Origin of the sequence: Sulfitobacter sp. M05, from assembly GCF_029285175.1 — a bacterium.
Taxonomy (GTDB): domain Bacteria; phylum Pseudomonadota; class Alphaproteobacteria; order Rhodobacterales; family Rhodobacteraceae; genus Sulfitobacter.
Genome location: NZ_JABEDH010000002.1, coordinates 1,011,160 through 1,027,902, shown reverse-complemented (window position 1 = coordinate 1,027,902; position 16,743 = coordinate 1,011,160). Strand labels below are relative to the sequence as shown.

The window sequence follows — 16,743 nt, the reverse complement described above, 5'->3', positions numbered from 1 at the left end:
GATTCGGACCGCTTGATCGACAAGAAACCTACCTAACCACGCGGTAAGAGGATGCCCGCCTAGTCCGAGGTCGCCGCCTTGTACCAAGCCACAATCTGCGCCCTCTCGCTCTCCTGCATGTAGCTCAGGTTCGCCGGCGGCATGGCATGGGTCAGCCCGGCTTGCAGGTAAATCTGCTTGGCTGCCATAGCGATCTGATGCTCCGTTTCCAACCGCACGCCCTTGGGTGGCCAGTGCATCCCGTCCCAGACAGGCTCTGCCGCATGGCACATGGAACAGCGGCCAGTCACAATATTCTGCACCATCTCAAACCCTTCGGCCTGTGCAAATCGCACAGCAGCGCCCTGCGCCTCTTCCGGCTCATCCGCGCGAAACATCGGCGCGGTCGACAGCCACATGATCACGATAAACAGAAGCGCCGTCACCAGCCAGGTCCAGATCGGATCCCCTTTGCGCATGTGGATCGTATTAAAATAATGCCGGATCGTGACCCCCATCAGAAACACCAGCGACGCGATGATCCAATTCGCCTCGGAGGCGAAAGCCAGCGGATAGTGGTTCGACAACATCATGAAAATCACAGGCAGCGTCAGATAGTTGTTATGGGTGCTGCGTTGCTTGGCGATCTTGCCATATTTCGCATCCGGCGTGCGGCCCGCTTGCAGGTCTGCCACCACAATGCGCTGGTTCGGCATGATGGTGAAAAACACGTTGCCCGACATGATCGTCGCGGTGAACGCCCCAAGGTGCAACAGCGCCGCACGGCCCGAAAAGACGCTGGTGTAGAAATAGGCCATGGCAACAAGGATCACGTAAAGCCCGATCATGAGGCGGGTGTTGTCATCGCCGAATTTGCTTTTGCAGATAAAGTCATAGGCCAGCCAGCCAAAGGCCAGTGAGGACAGCGAAATCAGGATGGCCGTGGGGATGCCGATGTCGGCCACGGCGGGATCGACAAGGTAAAATTCCGCGCCGAAGTAATAGACCAGGATCAGCAGTGCAAAGCCGGAAAGCCATGTGGAATAGCTTTCCCATTTGAACCAGACCAGATCGTCGGGCATCTGTGCAGGGGCAACGAGGTATTTCTGAACGTGGTAAAACCCGCCACCGTGGACCTGCCATTCCTCGCCATCTGCGCCGCTTTTGAGATTGCGGTCACGGTGTAGCCCAAGGTCCAGCGCGATGAAATAGAAGGATGATCCGATCCACGCAATGCCGACAATGACATGCACCCAGCGCACGGCGAATTCGATCCAGGAGGAGATGGCAGCAAGGTCGTACATGGGCGTGCTTTCTTGGGTGGTGTGTCTGGGTTTGCTGTGGTGCAGCAGTATTTAAGGCCAAAAAGAGATAGGACCGCGCGGGCAGATACCGGCGCGGTCCCGATTGGATCAGGTTTCCTGCGGCAGGACAAGGTTCAGAAAAATGGCCACGATTGCGGTTGGTGCCACAGCCGAGGTTGCCAGAATCTTGACCACACCGGGCAGGTATTGCACCGCCGTTGGCACAAGGTTCAGGCCAAGCCCCGCCGCCAAAGATACCGCGATGATCACCATGTTACGGCGGTTCATCTCGACTTCGGACAGCATGTTCATGCCAGCGGCCGCCACCATGCCGAACATCACTATCACGCCGCCGCCCAAGACAGGCAGGGGCATCGAGGCGATGACCGCGCCGATTTTCGGCACCAACCCGCAGAGGATCAGAACAATCGCGCCGATGGTGACCACATGGCGTGACATGATGCCGGTCATGCCAACAATGCCGACATTCTGGCTGAACGAGGTGTTGGGCAATCCACCAAAGACACCGGCAACTGCCGTGCCCAGACCGTCAGCGTATGTTGCACCGGCGATTTCTTCACTGGTGGCCTCGCGGCCTGCGCCAGCTTTGGTGGTGGCCGAAGTATCGCCAACTGTTTCGATTGCGGAAACAATCGAAACCAATGTGACGGCGAACACCGCCCCGAAAGAAAACTCGAAACCATAGGGGAAAGGCGTAATGCCGGTGATCCAGCTGGCCTTGGCCACCGGGGCGAAACTAACCATGCCAAAGGCCAGCGCCACAAAGTAGCCGACAATCAACCCGATCAGGATGGCGGCGCTGCTGGTGGTGCCCTTGGTGAAGAACTTGAGAACCAATGCGACGATCACCACGCTGAGGGCAACGGTCCAATGCATCAGGGAACCAAAGCTTTCCGCCTCCATCTGGAACGGCGCGGCACCGCCGGCGGCGTATTTAATGGCAACCGGGATCAGGTAGAGGCCAATCGCCAGGATCACCAGCCCAGTGATCAGCGGCGGGAACAGCCAGCGCAGTTTACCGATCACCGCCCCGAGGCAAAAGTGGATCACCCCGCCGATGATACAAGCCGTGAGCGCCACGCTCAGCCCTTGCACCGCCGCAATGCCCGCCAGCACCCCGACAAAGGCAAAGCTGGTGCCTTGCATGATCGGCAACCGCGCCCCGATGGGGCCAATGCCCACAGTTTGGAACAGCGTCGCGATACCGGCAAACAGCATCGCCATCTGGATCAGATACACCTGTTCCGCCCCGCCAAAGGCAAGGCCTGCAGCCCCTGCGACGATAATCGAAGGTGTCACGTTAGAGGCGAACATCGCCAAAACATGCTGGATGCCCAGCGGGATTGCCTGCGCCAGCGGTGGCGTCTGGTTCGGGTCGCTATAGGCACCCGTTGTTAGATTTGTCATATGCTGTGTCCCTGTCGTTTTTATAGGTGCCTATTTTTTAGGCTAGCAAAGTTATGGGACGACAACATAGGAGGGAGCAAGAGAAACCTCTTCGAGGTTGGCCGTGTTGCCGATCCGGTCAACCACTGCGAACAGTCCGGGGGCCGCCAAAGGTGTCAGAACCCCATGCCAGACCCCACGATGAAAATTGATGCCCTGATGCGGTGCGGTCACAAAAGCGCGCGGCGCGCCGGGGCTGCCCCCCTCATCTGGTGCGACGATCACCAGAAAAGGGTGTTCCGTCATCGGCAGAAAGGCTTGCGAGCCTTCCGGATGGCGTTCCAACAGGGTCAATTCATAGGGCAAGCTGCGCGCCTCGGCATTAAAGATGCTGATACCTGCGCGGCCCTCGGGGCCGAAATCCAGTGTTGCGCGGTCGTGGTGGCGCCCGCACAGCCCTGCGTTAATGATCTTGTCCGGCGCACCGGAGGCATCCAGCACGTCCCCGAACGGGGCAAACGCCGCTGCGCTCAGCGGCTCAACCTTGATTTCGCGGCTCATAAGGGCATGTGACGGTTCACGTCCTTATACAGCAGATAGCGGAACGGTTCGTCCCCCGTGGCGATACAGGCCTGCGGACAAAAGGCGCGCAGCCACATGAAATCCCCCGGCACCACCGGTACCCAATCCTTGTTCAACAGATAATCCGCCGTGCCCTGCAACACATATAGCCCGTGTTCCATCACATGGGTTTCGGCAAATGGAATGCGCCCGCCCGGTTGGAAGGTCACGATATTGACGTGCATGTCGTGGCGCAAATCTGTGGGATCAACAAAACGTGTCGTCGCCCAAACGCCATCGCAATCGGGCATCACGATGGGTGCGGTTTCCTGGTCCGAGGTCACAAAAGCCTCCGGCAGGTCCACCCCTTCTGCGCCGACATAGCGTTTGCGTACCCAGTGGAACTCCGCAATCACATCACCATCATTCCAGATGGTCCAAACAGCATCCGGCGGGATATAGGCATAGCCACCCGCCTCCATCACATGTTTTGCCCCGTCAATGTTCAGCGTCAGCGTGCCATTGGCCACCAAGATCACCGATTGCGATTCCGGATCGGCCTCGGGGGTGTCGGAACCGCCATTCGGGGCAAGCTCCACCGCGTATTGTGAAAACGTCTCGGCAAAACCGCTGAGCGGGCGCGCCAGTACCCACATCCGCATCCCTTTCCAGCCGGGAAGGAAGCTGGTTACGATATCGCGCTGGGTATTGGCAGGGATCACCGCATAGGCAGGCGTGAACACGGCGCTGCCTTCGGGATTGACCGATTGATCCGGCAGACCGCCGGGGGGGAAAGCGTAGCTCAAAACATATCCTCCAGCCGCAGACGCGCAATGCGTTCGACCTGTTTGCATGCGGTGGTGAATTCCACCGGCGTTTCATTGGCAATGCGCTGCTCAAAGGCGCGCAGGATGCCCGCCTTATCGTGATCCTTAACCGCGATGATAAAGGGGAAGCCGTGTTTGGCGACATAGGCCGCGTTCATCTCCGAAAACTGCGCGCGTTCTGCATCGGTCAGCGCATCAAGGCCGGCGCTGGCCTGTTCGGCGGTGCTTTCTGCCGTCAGCCGTTTCGCCGCCGCCAGCTTGCCCGCCAGATCAGGGTGGGCATTCAGTACGCCCAAGCGTTCGCGGCGTGATGCGGACCGGAACATCCGGCACAGCGCATTATGCAGACCGGCCGCGCAGTCATGTGCAGGGCCCAGTTCCAGATCAAAGGCCCGCTCGGCAATCCATGGCGAATGCTCAAAGATGCCCCCGAATTGTTCGACAAACGCCGGCTTTGCCATTCGGCTGGGGCGCAGGCCGCGTTCTGCGGGCGGATGCACAGCCCGCCAGTGGTCGGCAATCTCGATCCGGCGGGGTGTCCAGACGCCCTCGAACCCCTGAATATATTCCACAAACCGCTTGAGCGCCTGTATCCGCCCGGGCCGCCCAACCAACCGGCAATGCAGCCCCACCGACATCATCTTGGCCGCGCCATCCACGCCCTCGGCATAAAGCGCGTCAAACGTATCGCGCAGATAGGCAAAAAACTGGTCGCCCGAATTGAACCCCTGCGGCGTGGCAAAACGCATATCGTTGCAATCCAGCGTATAGGGGACGATCAACTGGTCGCGCCCATCCGCATCCAGCCAATAAGGCAGATCATCATCATAAGTGTCTGAGATATAATCGAACGCTTGAGTTTCCGCGGCCAAGGCCACCGTGTTTACAGAGGTGCGCCCGCAGTACCAGCCGCGCGGGGCCTCGCCGACAACCTCGGTGTGCAAGCGGATCGCCTCCGCCATATCGGCGGTTTCGGCCCGGGCGTCGTGATCCTTGTAGTCAATCCACTTTAACCCGTGGCTGGCGATCTCCCAACCGGCGTCTTTCATCGCTTCGACCTGTTCAGGAGCGCGGGCCAGCGCCGAGGCGACCCCGTAAACCGTTACCGGAATATCGGCCCCTGTGAACAAGCGGTGCAACCGCCAGAACCCCGCCCGTGCGCCGTAGTCATAGATTGATTCCATGTTCCAATGGCGTTGCCCCGGCCATGGTGCAGCCCCGACAATCTCTGACAGGAAGGCTTCGGATGCGCCATCTCCGTGCAAGATACAATTCTCGCCCCCCTCTTCATAATTCACCACAAATTGCACCGCGATACGGGCGTTGTCTGGCCATGCGGCATCGGCGGGCGCGGCACCGTGGCCGCGGAAATCTCTGGGGTAGCGGTTCATCTGGGTTGTCCTGCAATTGATGCGATCACGTTGCACAAAAACCTTTCCCTGCGCAATCCACCCTCCCCAAACGGCAAGCGGGCCGCCCCTAAAAGGACGGCCCGCTGCCAGACTGGCTGCTCCAACTTGTTTTTTTGTTTATTCTGGAATTATGAGTTGTTGGCCTGTCCGTATACCGTCCGCTGACCTTAGCAGGGTCTCATTGGCCACGGTGATAAGATGATGCTGATTCGGGTGGCCGTAAAACTGCAATGCCAGATAGGCAAGGCTGTCATCGGCACGCACGGCATAGCGCCGCACGCCCTCTGCGATTTCTGTTCGGGCATCTGAAGCGGCAAAGACCCGGCGGTTCATGTCCCGTGCCGCCTTGACCGCTTCGGCGGAACCGTCCGCAGTCAACGACGACTGGATCAGGTCGAACAGCACCATATCAACATCGCTGCCACCTGTTGCGGTCTTCAGATAGCCCGGAACTTCAACCGCACCGTCTGCGATAGCCGCGCGCAGTTTTGCGCCCAACGCTTGCCGCGCCTCTTCGGCATCGGCATCCGACAGAACCAACCGGCGCGGGCCATCTGCGCCCTGTTTGGCAATGGCGTAATCTCCGGCCAGAACCGCGCTGCGCAACATCTGCTCTGTTTCCGGCGCAAGCATGGCACGGGCCGATGTTCTGGCCTCGGCCATCCCGTCTTGCAACAAGAACGCCGCCGCCTGCGCGGTCGCTGGTGCGGCTGGCGCGATTGTCGATATCAGATCAAGGCCCTGTTGCCGTGTGACATCTGATTGCACCTCTTGCACCTGCGCCACCATCGCCGGCGGTGACGGGCGCACAAACTTTAACGTGCCCATCACCCCAAGAACAAATGACAGCACGGCGATGCTGCCGATCGCGAGGACCATACCGGAAACCGACATCCCCAACCGGGGCGGCGGTGCCATTGAACGGACCTGCGGCATCACCGGCGTCTGCACTTGGGTTTTGCGCTGCACAGACTGCGGCACGACATAGCTGTCAAACGTGACGTGCGGGGTTACGGGATCATCCGGTTTCTGCATCTCAGGACTGCCCCGTTTCCATGTTGAAACCCAAGGACGACCAGACCTGCATACCGCCACGGTAGTACCGGATCAGCTCAGCCGGATATCCAACCTGAAGCAAATGCGCGACCAGCAGCCCCGCGTCGTTGCTGACCGGCCCGTTGTCATAGATCAACAACAGCCGGGCATCGGAAAAGTTGAATACATCCTCATAGCTGCGCCCGCCCAATGCCAAGAGGATTTCCTTGCGATACGCATTTTCCGGCAAAAGCGTGGTGTGCGGCAGACTGACGGTGCCCGGAATATAACCTTTGGCCCGTTCCGCGGGAACACGCGCATCCACCATAAGGCCGCGCCCCGTGGCAACCTGAGTGACCAGAAAATCCAGCACCTCGGCCTCACCCAGCGTTTCAACACCCTGCGCGACCTGCATCGGCGCAATACAGGCATCACCACAGTCTGCGTCCGGTGTCACAAATGTCTGCGCATGTTGTCCGGCCTCGGCCACATCCCGCGAGATTGTAACCTGCGCACCATTGAAAGCAAATGACGCACCATCCTGTGTCAGGCGGTCTTGGGCCTGAGCCGCGCAAGCAGCAAAGATCAAGGCGGTGGCGCCCCGCACTGTCCGCAATGGCATATCATTCCCCCAAAAGAATACCGGATTTGGTGTGTTATCTATGGGACAAACACGTATTCTTGTTGTCTGAGCCATATATGCAAAGGTTAAACGGCGCAGTCAAAGCAAAAACGAATCACCTGCGGAAATTTCGCGAATCGGGGCCGCACTCCGGGGCTGCACCCCCGTTATTCCCGTCAAGCGTGCATTGACCTTGCCGCAAGGAGGGTTAGACCATGGGGGTGTTCATACAAAAGGAAGCGCACCATGGCTGGCGGATACCTGACAACTCATGTTCTGGATACGGCGCGCGGGTTGCCCGCTGACGGTCTGGAAATCACACTGTACCGGATCGACGATACTGCGCGGGTCGAACTGAAGCGGATGGTGACCAACGCGGACGGGCGCACCGACAGCCCGATTTTGCCAAGAGATGAGTTTATACCCGGCACATACGAGCTGGTTTTTGCGGCAGGCGCATACCTTGACCGCATCGCAACTCCGCCCGAAACGCCACGGTTTCTTGACCTCATCCCGATCCGGTTTGGCATTTCCGATGGCGCGGCGCATTACCACGTGCCGCTTTTGCTTTCGCCATTCGGCTATTCCACCTATCGCGGTTCCTGAGCCGGATATGATGACCGCGTGATCCCCTGCGCCCGCTGCCTTGCCAACACCTGTGGCCCCGTGGCACCTTGGCGCTCTGACTGGACCGGAGACCCCTATGGCTGCCGCTTTGACACCAACGCCTGATGCAACAACCGCACACCCCCAACTGCCGCAAGTCACTGAACTGCGCAATCCGGGAATGCCGCTAGATCTGAACTGGGTGCTGGGCGCGCAGGCCAATACATCGGCGATTGAACGGCGGGCCGGCACCATCGGCGCACGCCGGTCGGTCAAAAAGGCGCATCAGGCCGCGTGGCTTTTGCGCGCTGTAACCTGCATCGACCTGACCACCCTGTCCGGTGACGATACCGACCGGCGTGTGGCCCGACTCTGTGCCAAGGCACGCCAGCCTGTGGCGCCTGCTCTGCTCGATACACTGGGCATGGCCCCCATCACCACAGGGGCCGTTTGTGTCTATCACGAAATGATCCCCGCCGCCGTTGAGGCGCTTCAGGGCACCAACATTCCTGTGGCCGCGGTCTCCACCGGTTTTCCGGCGGGTCTGTCGCCATTTGAACTGCGCCTGCGCGAGATCGAAATGAGCGTGGCAGCCGGTGCAACCGAAATCGACATCGTTATTTCGCGCCGCCACGTTCTGTCCGGCAACTGGCAGGCGCTTTATGATGAAATGCAAGCCATGCGCGCGGCCTGCGGCGAGGCCCATGTCAAAGCGATCCTTGCCACCGGCGAGCTGGGTTCGCTGCGCAACGTCGCGCGCGCCTCGCTGGTCTGCATGATGGCCGGGGCCGATTTCATCAAGACCTCGACCGGCAAGGAAAGCGTCAATGCAACCCTGCCTGTATCGCTGGTGATGATCCGCGCGATCCGCGACTATTACGATCACACTGGCATCCGCGTCGGGTACAAACCAGCGGGCGGCATTTCCAAGGCCAAGGACGCGGTGACCTATCTTGCCCTGATCAAGGAAGAGCTGGGCGACCGCTGGCTGCGCCCCGATCTGTTCCGCTTTGGCGCGTCATCGCTGTTGAACGACATCGAACGCCAGTTGGAACATTACGTGACGGGCAATTATTCGGCGGGCTACCGTCATGCGACAAGTTGAGGGTAAAACGATGAGCGTCTCGGAAATTTTCGAAACCATGGACTATGGCGTAGCCCCGGAATCCGCCGCCGAAGCGCTGGCGTGGCTGGTCGATCAAGGCAGCCGCTTTGGCCATTTTATCGACGGTTCCTTTACCGCCCCCAGTGACGGGTTCGACAGCAAGAACCCCGCCACCGGCGAGGTGCTGGCGACCCTCAGTCAAGCCACCCAATCCGATGTTGATGCCGCTGTCAAAGCGGCCCGCAAGGCGCAAAATGGCTGGGCCAATTTGGGCGGACATGGCCGGGCAAAGTACCTTTATGCTTTGGCACGTTTGTTGCAGAAACACGCGCGGCTTTTTGCGGTGCTTGAGGTGCTGGACAATGGCAAACCGATCCGCGAAGCCCGCGATATCGACGTGCCTCTGGCGCAACGCCATTTCTATTATCACGCGGGCATGGCGCAGCTGATGGAAAGCGAGCTGCCCAATGCCGAAGCCTTGGGCGTTTGCGGACAGATCATTCCATGGAACTTCCCGCTGCTGATGCTGGCATGGAAAATCGCGCCGGCGCTGGCGATGGGGAATACCGTGGTGCTGAAACCTGCGGAATATACATCCCTGACCGCGCTGTTGTTTGCTGACATTTGTCAGCAGGCCGGCCTGCCCAAGGGGGTTGTGAACATCGTGACCGGTGACGGTGCCGTTGGTGAAATGATCGTTGCCGCCGAGGTCGATAAAATTGCCTTTACCGGGTCCACTGCGGTGGGCCGCCACATCCGCGAAGCAACAGCGGGCAGCGGCAAAGCGTTAAGTTTGGAGCTGGGCGGTAAATCCCCCTACATCGTATTCGACGACGCCGATCTTGATTCCGCAGTTGAAGGATTGGTTGATGCGATCTGGTTCAATCAGGGGCAGGTTTGCTGCGCCGGGTCGCGGCTCTTGGTGCATGAACCTGTGGCTGATCTGTTTTACGCCAAGCTGCGCGCGCGTATGGACAAGCTGCGCATCGGCTCGCCCTTGGATAAATCCATCGACGTCGGCGCGCTGGTCGATCCTGTTCAGTTGCAACGCGTTACCGCGATGGTTGACGCAAACACCAGCGGGCAAACCCATGTGGCAGCTTGCGCGGTCCCTGATCAGGGATGTTTCTATCCGCCCACTTTGGTCACCGGATTGAACCCCGCCGATACCCTGATGCAGGAAGAAATCTTTGCGCCCGTCTTGGTCTCGACCACATTCCGCACCCCGGCAGAGGCGGTGCAACTGGCGAATAACACCCGCTACGGCTTGGCAGCGACTGTTTGGTCCGAAAACATCAATCTCGCGCTCGACATTGCACCAAAACTGGCCGCGGGCATTGTTTGGGTGAATGGCACCAATCTGATGGATGCGGCGGCCGGTTTCGGCGGCGTGCGCGAAAGTGGTTTTGGCCGCGAGGGCGGTTGGGAAGGTCTGGCGGGATACACACAGCCCAAGACAAAATCCAAACCGCTGAAAGAGATTGCGGCGTTTTCTGGCGATGGGGGTCCGGCAGATGGCGTGGACCGGACAGCAAAGCTATATATTGGCGGCAAACAGGCGCGCCCGGATGGCGGGTATTCCACGCCGATCTATGGCAAGTCGGGCGGCCTGCTGGGGCATGCCAGCAACGCAAACCGCAAAGATGTGCGCAACGCGGTTGAGGCGGCGCAGGCCGCCAAAGGCTGGTCCAAGACAACCGGCCATCTGAGGGCACAAATTCTGTATTATATTGCTGAGAATCTGGATGCGCGGGCCGACGAATTTGCCGCGCGACTGGATGCAATGCAAGGCAGCAAGGGCGGTGCAAAAGAAGTCGCGGCAAGCGTGAAACGGCTGTTCACCTATGCGGCATGGGCCGACAAATACGACGGGCAGGTCCACGGTGTGCCGATCCGCGGTGTCGCATTAGCAATGAAGGAGCCGGTGGGCGTTATCGGGGCGCTGTGCCCTGCCGAGGCACCACTGCTGGGCTTGGTTTCCTGCATGGCACCAGCCATTGCCATGGGCAACCGGGTGGTGCTTTCTGCCAGCGCGCCCTTCCCCTTGGCGGCAACTGATTTTGTACAGGTCCTGGAAACCTCCGATGTGCCGGCAGGTGTGGTGAATATCCTGACCGGCCCGCAGGCCGATCTGGCCGAGCCGTTGGCACGGCACCTGGATGTGGACGCGGTCTGGAGTTTTGGCTCGGCTGACCTTAGCGGCGTGATCGAAAAGGCATCCGCCGGCAACCTCAAGCGCACCTGGGTGAACAACGGTTTGGCGCGAGACTGGGCCGGCGCGGACGGTGAAGGCCGCGCCTTCCTACAAGCCGCAACCGAGGTCAAAAACGTCTGGGTGCCTTACGGCGAATGACGCCGGCATCATACAAAAAGGGCTGTCCCTATGGGGACAGCCCGTGAATACCAAACCGCATCAGCTGGTTAACTGACCGGTTTACCCTTTATTTACTGTCGCTTGTCTCCAAACCTTCTGGCTGCCCCACCACAACAAAGTGCAGGTTTTCGGGGTCAAGCAACTCTGCCGCAACCCGTTTTACATCGGCCAGTGTCACCACCTCGACCTTGTCATTGCGGGTCGGGATGTAATCAATTGGCAGGCCCAGCATCTGCATACCAACAAGGATGTTGGCAATCGGTCCGTTGCCATCAAACCGCAGCGGGTAGGCACCTGTGACATAGGTTTTGGCGGCGTCCAGTTCTTCCTGTGTGACACCGGTTTCTGCCGCTTTGTGCCATTCGTCACGGATCACCTGAATGGCTTCGGCGATGCGGTCATTCGAAGAACTGACCGACCCCATATAGACATCCGCCAAATCACGCGAAGCGAGATAGGAATAGACACCATAGGTCAGCCCGCGTTTCTCGCGCACCTCGTTCATCAGGCGGCTTTCAAATGATCCGCCACCCAGCACTTGGTTGAGGATCAGCGCGGCAAAGAAATCATCATCGTTTTGCGAGATACCGGCATGGCCGAAAACAGCAACCGACTGTGGTGTCGGGAAATCCACCACGGTCACGCCGGCAGGGATGTTGACGTCGGCGCGCACCGGCTTTGGCGCGCCGGACTGCGGCAATCCACCCAGCAGATCATCCAGCAGGGTTCCGAGAACCTCGGGGGTAATATCGCCCACGGCCCCGACATAAATCCGGTCCAGCGAGAATACAGCCTGATGCGCGGCAACGATATCATCACGGGTAAGCGCGGTAACGCTCTCGGTCGTCCCGTTCAACGGATGGGCATAGGGATGATCACCATAAGCGATTTGCGCAAAGGTTTCGCTGGCGATGGTATCGGGGTCTTTCTTGTCGGATTCGATGATCGACAACACCTGTCCACGCACCCGGTCAATTGCATCCTGATCAAACCGTGGTGTGTGAAGGGCAGCGCGCAGCAAGGCGACCGTGGCGTCGCGGTTTTCTGTTAGGAACCGTGCCGAGATTGCGACCGAATCGCGTGAGACGTTGAACCCAAGGCTGGATGCCAGTTCTTCCTGCGCACGGCTGAAGGCCCGCGCGTCCAAGTCGCCCGCCCCCTCTTCCAACAAGCCGGTCATCAGGTTAACTGCACCGCGCTTTTCCGGGTCATCCAGAGATGCGCCACCGCGAAACCGGATTTCCAGCGCGACAAACGGGATTGATGGTTCTTCGACCAGCCAGGCGGTGATGCCACCGGGGCTGGTGACGGATTTAATGTCAACTTCGGCGCGGGCGGGCAAGGCCGCAATCAGCGTCAGGGCAAGGGCGTAAATCAGTCTCATTGCGCGGCCTCCTCTTTCATAAGCCAGCCGGTGACAGACGCCCGCCGGTCGAACAGTTTTTCAGCCGCCTGCATGATGTCCTCAGCGGTGACCGCCTCCAGCACATCAGGCCAATTCTGCACATCCTCGACAGTCAGCCCGATGGCCAGCGCCGAACCGTAACGGTTGGCAACCCCTTCGGCATTGTCGCGGGCATAAATTTGTTCCGCGCGAATTTGCAGTTTGATCCGGTCAAGCTGTGCTGCATCCACGCCGGTCTCCATAAAGCTGGACAGCGCGGCGTCCATCGCATCTTCGGCCTCTTGCAAGGTCACGCCAGCGGCGGGCACCACAACCAGATCGAAGGCCGTGTCGTCCAGTGTTGATCCGCGATAAAAGGCACCGGTGTAGGTGGCGATCTGTTCGTCAAATTGCAGCTTTTCGGCCAGAACCGAAGTTGTGCCCCCGCCCAGAATTTCCGCCAGAATGGTCAGCGCTGCGGCCGCTTCCTGTGCGCCCGGATCCCGTTCCGGCGCAAGGTAGGCGCGGCTGACATAGGGTTGTGCCACGCGGCCATCACGAAAGATCAGACGGCGTTCGGCAGTTTGCGGCGGTTCCTGCGTGCGCAGACGTTCGGGCAGGTCGGGGTTGGCGGGGATCACGCCATAATACTTCTCGGCCAACATGCGCACCTTTTCAGGGTCCACATCCCCCGACACCACAAGGATCGCGTTGTTTGGTGAATAATAGAGTTCGTAAAACGCCAGCGCGTCGTCCAGATCAAGGGTTTCCATCTCGTGCCGCCAGCCAATCACCGGCGTGCCATAGCGATGGTTCAGATATTGCGCGGCGTTCATTTGTTCACTGAACAGGGCACTGGGGTTGCTGTCAGTGCGCTGGTTACGTTCTTCTAAAATCACATCGCGTTCGGTGCGGATATTTTCCGGCGTCAGTCGGATGTTCTTCATCCGGTCGCTTTCCATCTGCATCATCAGTTCCAGACGGTCGGCGGCAACCCGTTGGAAATAAGCCGTGTAATCATAGCTGGTAAAAGCATTGTCGCGCCCGCCATTGGCCGCAACCGTAGCCGAAAACTCGCCTGATTCCATCTTGTCCGTCGCTTTGAACAACAGGTGTTCAAGGAAATGCGCCACACCGGACGATCCCTTGGGTTCATCCGCAGATCCGGCGCGATACCAGACCATTTGCTGAACAGCGGGGGCGCGGTGATCTTCGACCACGACGACATCCATGCCGTTATCCAGTGTGAAAAATGTCACCGCCTCATTTTCAGCGGCTTGCGCCATGATCGGAGAAACAGCGAATGCAAGGAGGGCTGCAAGCGTCGGCAAGCGGAACATCATCAGTCCTTTGATAGATTCATCTGCTCAACACCTACGCCAAGAACGCGCAGATTCAAGCTGGATGACAAATTTGTAATGCACGAAAGGACCGAACCGCCCCTCTGCTGCCGGTTATTGGTCAGCGGCGTAAGATGGGGTGCGCGCACCGGCACGACGCCAGCGGCTGGCCTCGCCTTGGGCATCCAGTGTCTGACGACGATAGGCCTGATTATAGCGGTCCACTTTCACAAGCCGGAACTGGGTGAAACGCGCCTTGCGTTTACGGAACTGCGCATCACTTTGCGCCAGATCGTCACGGATGTTCGCGGCCACGCCAAGGCGCGAGGCATGTTGTACCAATGCACCATCGCTGGCCGGGATACCGGCATCCGCCGCTTCGGGACGGCCCCCAAAGGCGGTGATGCCTTCGTTCAGCGCAGAGCGGTCAGTCAAGTTGGCCTGCCCCGGTGTGGGGGTCGGCAATTCACGATAACTGGCGGGTGATTCCAGCGGCTTGGCCGGTTGCAACATGAATTCGTTCGGCCCCTCGGACACGTTCTGCAAATCGCGCAGGCCCTTGTTGGCGCAGGCCCCGAGGGCCAGCGGGATCAAAACAAGTAAAGCGATACGGCGCATCAGTCGTCTCCTATCGGGTGCCCTGTTCATACCGTGGTCGGGCAGGCAATGTCACTTGGCTTTTTTACCGGTCTTCGCACCGGCCTTGCCTGACGTTTTACGACCGTCTTCACCAAACAGGATCAGGCCAATCGCACCGGCAAAGATAAAGACATCCGCGATGTTGTAAACAAAGGGGTTGTTCCAATTCGGCAGAGAGTTGTTGAGGAAATCCAGAACATAGCCGTAAACCAGACGATCCACCACATTTGCCAGCGCCCCGCCGATCAGCAAACCAGCGCAAAAGCGTTCCTTAGTGCCGAATTTGCCCCGCCCGATCCAGACCACCACAGCCAGACAGATCGTCAGGGCCAGACCGATCAGAATGTAACGGCTGGCATCAGAGCCATCGCCAAACAGGCCGAAATTGATCCCACGGTTTTCGCCGTAGCGAAAGTTGAGATAGGGCGGCAGCACGTCGATTTCGCGCACCCTCCACAGTTCCCACAAATGGACCACCAGATACTTGCTGGCCTGATCTATCAGGAATGCCGCGAAGGCTGACCAAAAGAGGATGCGCATATGCTGTCTGCCCCGCCTTAGTGTCGGAAATGGCGCATGTTGGTAAAGACCATGGCAAGGCCCGCCTCATCCGCCGCTGCAATCACTTCATCGTCCCGCATGGAGCCGCCCGGCTGGATCAGCGCGGTTGCCCCGGCTTCGGCGGCGGTGATCAAACCGTCGGCAAAGGGAAAGAAGGCATCGGAGGCCACAACCGATCCTTGGGTTAGTGGCGCGGGCAGGCCCATGGCCTCGGCCATGTCTTGCGCTTTGCGCGCGGCGATACGGGTTGAGTCAACGCGGCTCATCTGGCCGGCACCGACGCCAACGGTTGCGCCGTCTTTGACATAGATAATGGCGTTGGATTTCACATGTTTGGCAACCGTCCATGCAAACAGGAGATCGCTCAGTTCCTGTTCCGATGGCGTGCGTTTGGTCACCACCTTCAGATCATCCCGGGTGATCCGGCCCACGTCCTTGTCCTGCACCAGCCAGCCGCCAGAGACCTGCCGCGCTGTCAGTTGCGCGGTGTCGGGGGTGGCCAGACCATTGGTGGTCAAAAGGCGCAGGTTCTTTTTCTTGGCAAAGATCGCCAGCGCATCGGCGTCTGCATCCGGCGCGATGACCACTTCGGTAAAGATGCCGCTGATCGCTTCGGCGGTGGCCCCGTCCAGGGTTTGGTTCAGGGCGATGATGCCCCCGAAAGCGCTCGTGCGGTCACAATCAAAGGCGCGGGTATAGGCTTCGATCATTGTTTCGCCAGTGCCCACGCCACAGGGGTTGGCATGTTTGATGATGGCGCAGGCCGGACCCTGTGCGGGATCAAATTCACTGACCAGCTCAAAGGCCGCATCGGTATCGTTGATGTTGTTATAGGACAGTTCCTTGCCCTGATGCTGTTTGGCAGTCGCCACGCCGGGGCGGTTCGAACCATCAGTATAGAATGCCGCCTGCTGGTGCGGGTTTTCGCCATAGCGCAGGGTCTGGGCAAGCGTGCCGCCGAATGTGCGACGGCGCGGTGTTTCGCCAACTTGCGCCGCCATCCATGTGCTGACGGCGGTGTCATAGGCCGCCGTGCGGGCATAGGCGGTCTGGGCCAGACGCTGGCGCAAGGCATAAGTCGTCGCGCCCTTGTTCGCGTCCAGCTCAGCGAGCACGGCGGCGTAATCTTCGGTATCGACAATAACATTCACAAAGCCATGGTTCTTGGCCGCAGAGCGGATCATCGCGGGGCCGCCGATGTCGATGTTCTCGATCACCTCGGCATATTCCGCGCCCTTGGCCACGGTTTCCTCAAACGGGTACAGGTTCACCACCACCAGATCGATGCCGCCGATGTTATGCGCATCCATTGCAGCAACATGTTCGTCATTATCGCGCAGCGCCAGCAAACCACCATGTACAACCGGATGCAGGGTTTTCACACGACCATCCATCATCTCGGGGAACCCCGTGACCTCGGCCACATCTTTCACGTCCAACCCCGCCTCGCGCAGCGCCTTTGCAGTGCCGCCTGTGGACAGCAACTCGACCCCGTGCCCCGCCAAAGCCTTGCCCAGCTCGACCAATCCGGTCTTGTCGGAAACAGAAAGCAGGGCGCGTTTAACGGGGTATAGATCAGTCATCGGT

15 protein-coding genes are annotated in these 16,743 nt (G+C 59.3%); 3 read left to right on the top strand and 12 right to left on the bottom strand.

From position 1 onward, the window contains the following. Positions 1-59: 59 nt before the first annotated feature. The 7 genes from HKX44_RS13155 to HKX44_RS13125 form a co-directional block, all read right to left on the bottom strand. Positions 60-1,283 carry a urate hydroxylase PuuD gene (locus HKX44_RS13155; protein WP_276151782.1) on the bottom strand — a complete coding sequence of 408 codons (1,224 nt, stop codon included), beginning with the start codon at positions 1,281-1,283 and terminating at the stop codon, positions 60-62. A 108-nt stretch (positions 1,284-1,391) separates the two neighbouring features. Then, positions 1,392-2,711, bottom strand: coding sequence for a nucleobase:cation symporter-2 family protein (locus HKX44_RS13150; RefSeq protein WP_276151781.1), 1,320 nt, complete (start codon positions 2,709-2,711; stop codon positions 1,392-1,394). A 51-nt stretch (positions 2,712-2,762) separates the two neighbouring features. Beyond that, entirely contained in the window at positions 2,763-3,251 is a 489-nt protein-coding gene (locus HKX44_RS13145) for an ureidoglycolate lyase (RefSeq protein WP_276151780.1), read from the bottom strand. After that, the gene (locus HKX44_RS13140) at positions 3,248-4,057 is read right to left on the bottom strand and encodes a bifunctional allantoicase/(S)-ureidoglycine aminohydrolase (RefSeq protein ID WP_276151779.1); all 810 of its coding nucleotides are present in this window, start codon (positions 4,055-4,057) and stop codon (positions 3,248-3,250) included. The genes HKX44_RS13145 and HKX44_RS13140 overlap by 4 nt, the downstream gene beginning before the upstream one ends. Continuing rightward, positions 4,054-5,469 carry an allantoinase PuuE gene (puuE, locus tag HKX44_RS13135; protein ID WP_276151778.1) on the bottom strand — a complete coding sequence of 472 codons (1,416 nt, stop codon included), beginning with the start codon at positions 5,467-5,469 and terminating at the stop codon, positions 4,054-4,056. Before puuE ends, HKX44_RS13140 begins: the two co-directional genes overlap by 4 nt. A gap of 138 nt (positions 5,470-5,607) precedes the next feature. Beyond that, entirely contained in the window at positions 5,608-6,525 is a 918-nt protein-coding gene (locus HKX44_RS13130; protein WP_276151777.1) for a hypothetical protein, read from the bottom strand. A gap of 1 nt (position 6,526) precedes the next feature. Then, on the bottom strand, positions 6,527-7,147 hold the full coding sequence (locus HKX44_RS13125) for a rhodanese-like domain-containing protein (RefSeq protein WP_276151776.1): 621 nt from the start codon (positions 7,145-7,147) through the stop codon (positions 6,527-6,529). 246 nt (positions 7,148-7,393) lie between these two features. Between HKX44_RS13125 and uraH the strand changes: the two genes are divergently transcribed. From uraH to HKX44_RS13110, 3 genes are all read left to right on the top strand, one after another. Then, the gene (gene uraH / locus HKX44_RS13120) at positions 7,394-7,753 is read left to right on the top strand and encodes a hydroxyisourate hydrolase (RefSeq protein ID WP_276151775.1); all 360 of its coding nucleotides are present in this window, start codon (positions 7,394-7,396) and stop codon (positions 7,751-7,753) included. Positions 7,754-7,850: 97 nt separating this feature from the next. Next, complete coding sequence (gene deoC / locus HKX44_RS13115) at positions 7,851-8,858, top strand: deoxyribose-phosphate aldolase (protein WP_276151774.1); 1,008 nt, start codon at positions 7,851-7,853, stop codon at positions 8,856-8,858. Between the two features lie 10 nt (positions 8,859-8,868). Next, positions 8,869-11,211 carry an aldehyde dehydrogenase family protein gene (locus HKX44_RS13110; RefSeq protein WP_276151773.1) on the top strand — a complete coding sequence of 781 codons (2,343 nt, stop codon included), beginning with the start codon at positions 8,869-8,871 and terminating at the stop codon, positions 11,209-11,211. Between the two features lie 88 nt (positions 11,212-11,299). Here HKX44_RS13110 and HKX44_RS13105 read toward each other — a convergent pair whose 3' ends face one another. The 5 genes from HKX44_RS13105 to purH all read right to left on the bottom strand — a co-directional run bounded on the left by HKX44_RS13105 (position 11,300) and on the right by purH (position 16,739). Then, positions 11,300-12,616 (bottom strand): pitrilysin family protein, encoded by a 1,317-nt coding sequence (locus HKX44_RS13105; RefSeq protein ID WP_276151772.1) that lies wholly within the window; start codon positions 12,614-12,616, stop codon positions 11,300-11,302. After that, positions 12,613-13,959, bottom strand: a complete 1,347-nt coding sequence (locus tag HKX44_RS13100; protein ID WP_276151771.1) for a pitrilysin family protein — start codon at positions 13,957-13,959, stop codon at positions 12,613-12,615. Before HKX44_RS13100 ends, HKX44_RS13105 begins: the two co-directional genes overlap by 4 nt. Before the next feature lie 111 nt (positions 13,960-14,070). After that, positions 14,071-14,574, bottom strand: coding sequence for a DUF3035 domain-containing protein (locus HKX44_RS13095; protein ID WP_276151770.1), 504 nt, complete (start codon positions 14,572-14,574; stop codon positions 14,071-14,073). A 51-nt stretch (positions 14,575-14,625) separates the two neighbouring features. Beyond that, a complete protein-coding gene (lspA, locus tag HKX44_RS13090) occupies positions 14,626-15,135 on the bottom strand; it encodes a signal peptidase II (protein WP_276151769.1) in 510 nt (169 codons plus the stop codon). Positions 15,136-15,152: 17 nt separating this feature from the next. After that, the gene (gene purH / locus HKX44_RS13085; protein ID WP_276151768.1) at positions 15,153-16,739 is read right to left on the bottom strand and encodes a bifunctional phosphoribosylaminoimidazolecarboxamide formyltransferase/IMP cyclohydrolase; all 1,587 of its coding nucleotides are present in this window, start codon (positions 16,737-16,739) and stop codon (positions 15,153-15,155) included. Between the last annotated feature and the right edge of the window lie 4 nt (positions 16,740-16,743).

Coding starts and splice junctions, on each gene's coding strand:
- HKX44_RS13155 (WP_276151782.1), bottom strand. CDS start 1,283: ATGTACGACCTTGCTGCCATCTCCTCCTGGATCGAATTCGCCGTGCGC.
- HKX44_RS13150 (WP_276151781.1), bottom strand. CDS start 2,711: ATGACAAATCTAACAACGGGTGCCTATAGCGACCCGAACCAGACGCCA.
- HKX44_RS13145 (WP_276151780.1), bottom strand. CDS start 3,251: ATGAGCCGCGAAATCAAGGTTGAGCCGCTGAGCGCAGCGGCGTTTGCC.
- puuE (WP_276151778.1), bottom strand. CDS start 5,469: ATGAACCGCTACCCCAGAGATTTCCGCGGCCACGGTGCCGCGCCCGCC.
- HKX44_RS13130 (WP_276151777.1), bottom strand. CDS start 6,525: ATGCAGAAACCGGATGATCCCGTAACCCCGCACGTCACGTTTGACAGC.
- HKX44_RS13125 (WP_276151776.1), bottom strand. CDS start 7,147: ATGCCATTGCGGACAGTGCGGGGCGCCACCGCCTTGATCTTTGCTGCT.
- uraH (WP_276151775.1), top strand. CDS start 7,394: ATGGCTGGCGGATACCTGACAACTCATGTTCTGGATACGGCGCGCGGG.
- deoC (WP_276151774.1), top strand. CDS start 7,851: ATGGCTGCCGCTTTGACACCAACGCCTGATGCAACAACCGCACACCCC.
- HKX44_RS13110 (WP_276151773.1), top strand. CDS start 8,869: ATGAGCGTCTCGGAAATTTTCGAAACCATGGACTATGGCGTAGCCCCG.
- HKX44_RS13105 (WP_276151772.1), bottom strand. CDS start 12,616: ATGAGACTGATTTACGCCCTTGCCCTGACGCTGATTGCGGCCTTGCCC.
- HKX44_RS13100 (WP_276151771.1), bottom strand. CDS start 13,959: ATGATGTTCCGCTTGCCGACGCTTGCAGCCCTCCTTGCATTCGCTGTT.
- HKX44_RS13095 (WP_276151770.1), bottom strand. CDS start 14,574: ATGCGCCGTATCGCTTTACTTGTTTTGATCCCGCTGGCCCTCGGGGCC.
- lspA (WP_276151769.1), bottom strand. CDS start 15,135: ATGCGCATCCTCTTTTGGTCAGCCTTCGCGGCATTCCTGATAGATCAG.
- purH (WP_276151768.1), bottom strand. CDS start 16,739: ATGACTGATCTATACCCCGTTAAACGCGCCCTGCTTTCTGTTTCCGAC.